We start from the raw sequence: 3,836 nt of genomic DNA on the forward strand, positions 1-3,836 counted from the left end.
CTCGCCGGTGGCGCGGGCCTCGGGGACGATGCGGACGTTCTTCGTCTGCAGGCTGAGGGTGACGATTTCGCCGTTGAACTCGTTGTTGCCGGTCTTCTTGAAGGTGCCGATGGTCGCCATGATAGTTCTCCTTGAACTCTGCTCCGAGCCCGCACCATTGCGGCCTCGATGGCGATCGACAGGCCGGAGGCGATTGACGGCGCACCCCGCAGGGGCCTGACAGCAAAGGAGGGGCTTTCTTGGCTCGCGAGGAATGACGGCGCAGCCGGCAGGGGAAGAAAGTTTCGACGCCGCTGTTGCGGCATAGGCGATCGAGGCGCAGCCGACCTTCGGCCAGATCAGCCCATTGAAGAGGCCGTTTTGGAGCGGTCGACCTGACAGAGACGCATCACCGGAGAACGTGGCGACCACCCCGAACCGATGGACCGTGACGACGCCTGACACGGCGGTTCAAACCAACTCCAGCAGACGCTCCGTTCCGCCGACTCCTGCCCGCCGCCCACGAGATCGCCCCCTCTCGGCACCCGCACCGTCGTTGGGCGCGCCGTCAGGGCATTGCCCCAAGCACCGTCACCGAGGGAATGGCGCGTCAATTGGGTTAGCCGTCGATCCGATCAACGCGATTGCGAATGACCCTGCCGACGAGGAGCGCGACACGTAAGACATCAACCCACCGTCCTGCCGCCGCCGGCAACGATGTCAGGCGCGCGCGACGTTCTGCACGGTTGGCCCGGGTGCGGCCATTCCTGTCACCCGGATCAGCGCCGTTACGCCAACGGCAATCGCGCCGATGACGGAGAAGATGATCTGCCAGGTGTCGGAGGGCATGGTGTGTTTCACGATGCCATGTGTCGCATGGTAGCCAGCGAGCGCCGCAGGCGCGACGAAGGCGAGTGCGATCGCGAGCCGTATCCAGAGCGGACGGATGAAGGCGAGCAGGAACTGCCCGAGGCCGAGCGTCAGCGCGGCGACGGCGAGGCCGACGAGGATCGCCCCGAGCCAACCGGCGCCGGTCTGGAAGGCCCAATTCCCGGCGCTGACGCCCGCGAAGAACGGCAGCGCGAAGACAGCCAGTGTGAATAGAAGCCAGCACAGGGCGCCGATCGCCACGATGCTGGAGAGGATGCCGATGAAAACCATGGTGGTGTTCTCCGTGAGATAAAGGTCTGACGGTCGCGCCTCCACCACCACCACGGCGCGTTGCCAGTATAGCCGAAGAGAAGACGAGACGGGAGCGGAAATCCCATGGGACTTCCGCTTGCGGCCGCGACGCCTTGCCCGCGATTACGGGGCGAAGGGATCGACCTCGTGAACGATGGCGGCGAGTTCGCCGTCATATTCGGCTGCGGGCATGACGCCCATGGTGCCGTCGCCGGCCTGGAAGATGACGATCGAGACCATGAGGGTGGTGGCGAGGCTGAAGGCGAAGGCGTGAGCTTGATTGAGGGACATGTGACCGGCTCCTGTCTTGGAGGCGGGAGGCCATCTCCCGCGCGACAGGCGCCCGATGTGTCCGGCCGATGGCCGCAATCACCGCGCAGGCGAAGCCGGAGCGGCGGCACGCTTTGCGTAGTCCGACCCTTTATGGGTTGATGGCGTCAGGCCAGCGGCTGGACCAAGGATCAGCGCAATGGAAGCGGGAGATGGTTTTCCGCCATGACCGAAGCCATGATGGAAACGCCCGCTCAATGCTTTCGGGCCAAAGCATCGCCACCATGCTGCCGGTCGTGATGCTGCCGACATGGACAGGTATAGTCATCCTAAGCGCAACAGCCGAAGAGGACGCCCATGCCGAAGCTGCCTAAGAAAACCGACTTCCCAGTCAGCCAGGTGCGGCGCTATCTGGAGCCCGGCCCGATCGTGCTGGTGTCGTCGAAGTGGCAGGGCGCGACGAACATCATGACGCTCGGCTGGCACACGATCCTGGAGTTTTCGCCGTCTCTGGTCGGCCTGATGATCTCCGGCGGCAATCACAGTCACCGGATGATGCGCGAGAGCCGGGAGTGTGTGATCAATCTGCCGACGACGGCGCTGACCGATACCGTGGTCGGGATCGGCAATACGTCGGGAGCCGAAATCGACAAGTTCGCCAAGTTCGACCTCACGGCGGAAGACGCGAGCGAGATCAATGCGCCGCTCATCGGCGAATGCCATGCCAGCTTCGAATGCCGCCTTCATGACGATGCACTGGTCGACAAGTACAACTTCTTCATCTTCGAGGTGGTGAAGGCGCATGTCGCCACGTCGCCAAAACATCCCGAGACGTTGCACTATACCGGCGACGGCGTGTTCGTGGTGTCCGGCAAGGTCATCAGCCGCAGATCGCTGTTCCGACCTGAGATGCTGTGAAGGCAGCGCTTACGCGCCGCCTCCTTTCTGGCGGAAATCGTACAGTGGAATGCCAAGCTTCCTCGCCTTGTCGGCGAGATTGTCCTGGATGCCGGTGCCGGGGAAGACGATGACCCCGATCGGGAGCACGTCGAGCATCTGATCGTTGCGCTTGAACGGTGCGGCCTTGGCGTGTTTCGTCCAGTCGGGGGCGAAGCCGACCTGCGGCACCTTGCGGGTGTCGGCCCATTTGGCCGCGATCTTCTCGGCGCCCTTCGGCGATTTGCCGTGCAGCAACACCATGTCGGGGTGTTTGGCGTGGACCTGATCGAGCTTGGCCCAGATCAGGTGATGATCGTTGAAGTCGAGCCCGCCGGTGAAGGCGATCTTCGGACCTGCGGGCAGCAGCACCTGATTGTCGGCGCGTTTCTTGGCGGCGAGGAAGTCCCGGCTGTCGATCATCGCCGAGGTCAGGTTGCGATGGTTGACCATCGATCCGCTGCGCGGTCGCCAGTTCGAGCCGGTGTGGCGCTCATAGTGTTCGGCGGCCTGGTCGCGCATCAGCTCGAAGGCGTTGCGGCGTTCGATCATGGTCTGGCCCTCGGCCGTCAGGCGTTCCAGCTCGACGGCCTTCACTTCGCTGCCGTCCTGTTCGCGCTGGCCGCGACGCTGCGCCTGTTCATTGTCGTCCAGCTCGCGCTCGATCCGGACGGTGGCCCGGTGGAAGAGGTTGACGGTCGACCAGAGAAGATCGTCGAGGTCGGGCTCGAGGCGGGTGTCTTCCAGGGTGACGATCAGGGCGTCGAAGATGTCGGCGATGGCGCCGGCGACATGGTCGCCCTCCGGAAGCGGTCGGGGATCGGGTTCATCCGTGAAGGGACGGTAGCCATAAAGCTGAAGTTCGCTGAGGACATGGTCGGTGGGGGAAGAGGCGTGGTGCGGTTCGTAGTCGTCGTGCTTGCTCATGGGATGCTCCGTCGGTTCGACCGCGACCCTCGCGGCCTTCATGGCGACGAAAGCCGGCGGGCGGGCCGGACCTGCATCCGCAGCAAAGCGGAGGGCCGGAGCACAGCGGAGGATGACGAAGGCGGGCTATTTTGCCTCGCGATGGAAAGCGGCCCTCGGCCGCGCCGGAAAATAGTCCGCCGCAGGCATTGTGGGTCCGGCCCGTTTGCTGGCCGATCGCCCTCTCGAAGGCCGGGGTGCGGTTCTCTCCGACCTGGGGATCATCGAGCGATGCCGACGACGGCGCTCCCGCCGCCTGCAATCTTCTTCCGGCCTATGCCGCCAGCGCCATGAAGCGTGCGACGTCCTGAGGCGCGATCTGCACCCTGGCCGCTGCCCGGACACTGTCCAGGCCCTCCATGCGGAGATCCTCGTTGAAGTCACCCAGGCTCGGAGACACCACGACCGCCTCGATCCCGGCCGCGTTCGCCCGTTCGATCAACGTCGTCATCGCACTGTCGCCGGCCGGATCATTGTCGCGGGCGATGTAGAGCCGTCGCAGC

At 64.5% G+C, this 3,836-nt stretch carries 6 protein-coding genes; 2 read left to right on the forward strand and 4 right to left on the reverse strand.

Annotated features, from left to right (window positions below; translation table 11 throughout):
* Positions 1 to 699: 699 nt before the first annotated feature.
* Together BGN95_RS03060 and BGN95_RS03065 are read right to left on the reverse strand one after the other, a co-directional pair.
* A complete protein-coding gene (locus tag BGN95_RS03060) occupies positions 700 to 1,140 on the reverse strand; it encodes a hypothetical protein (protein WP_286771572.1) in 441 nt (146 codons plus the stop codon).
* Between the two features lie 144 nt (positions 1,141 to 1,284).
* Entirely contained in the window at positions 1,285 to 1,452 is a 168-nt protein-coding gene (locus tag BGN95_RS03065) for a hypothetical protein (RefSeq protein WP_175506928.1), read from the reverse strand.
* A gap of 68 nt (positions 1,453 to 1,520) precedes the next feature.
* On the opposite strand from BGN95_RS03065, the gene BGN95_RS03070 reads away from it, so the two are divergent.
* Together BGN95_RS03070 and BGN95_RS03075 are read left to right on the forward strand one after the other, a co-directional pair.
* Complete coding sequence (locus BGN95_RS03070; protein WP_286771573.1) at positions 1,521 to 1,805, forward strand: hypothetical protein; 285 nt, start codon at positions 1,521 to 1,523, stop codon at positions 1,803 to 1,805.
* A complete protein-coding gene (locus BGN95_RS03075; RefSeq protein ID WP_286771574.1) occupies positions 1,789 to 2,349 on the forward strand; it encodes a flavin reductase family protein in 561 nt (186 codons plus the stop codon). The genes BGN95_RS03070 and BGN95_RS03075 overlap by 17 nt, the downstream gene beginning before the upstream one ends.
* A 9-nt stretch (positions 2,350 to 2,358) precedes the next feature.
* Here the strand turns inward: BGN95_RS03075 and BGN95_RS03080 are convergent, their stop codons facing one another.
* Together BGN95_RS03080 and BGN95_RS03085 are read right to left on the reverse strand one after the other, a co-directional pair.
* A complete protein-coding gene (locus BGN95_RS03080; protein WP_286771575.1) occupies positions 2,359 to 3,294 on the reverse strand; it encodes a DUF2493 domain-containing protein in 936 nt (311 codons plus the stop codon).
* Positions 3,295 to 3,607: 313 nt separating this feature from the next.
* On the reverse strand, positions 3,608 to 3,836 hold a 229-nt coding region (locus BGN95_RS03085; RefSeq protein WP_286771576.1), incomplete at its 5' end, for a toprim domain-containing protein.

The organism is Sphingomonas sp. 66-10 (assembly GCF_001897045.1).
In the GTDB taxonomy this organism is placed as follows: Bacteria; Pseudomonadota; Alphaproteobacteria; order Sphingomonadales; family Sphingomonadaceae; genus Sphingomonas; species Sphingomonas lycopersici.

Coding starts and splice junctions, on each gene's coding strand:
- BGN95_RS03060 (WP_286771572.1), bottom strand. CDS start 1,140: ATGGTTTTCATCGGCATCCTCTCCAGCATCGTGGCGATCGGCGCCCTG.
- BGN95_RS03065 (WP_175506928.1), bottom strand. CDS start 1,452: ATGTCCCTCAATCAAGCTCACGCCTTCGCCTTCAGCCTCGCCACCACC.
- BGN95_RS03070 (WP_286771573.1), top strand. CDS start 1,521: ATGGCCGCAATCACCGCGCAGGCGAAGCCGGAGCGGCGGCACGCTTTG.
- BGN95_RS03075 (WP_286771574.1), top strand. CDS start 1,789: ATGCCGAAGCTGCCTAAGAAAACCGACTTCCCAGTCAGCCAGGTGCGG.
- BGN95_RS03080 (WP_286771575.1), bottom strand. CDS start 3,294: ATGAGCAAGCACGACGACTACGAACCGCACCACGCCTCTTCCCCCACC.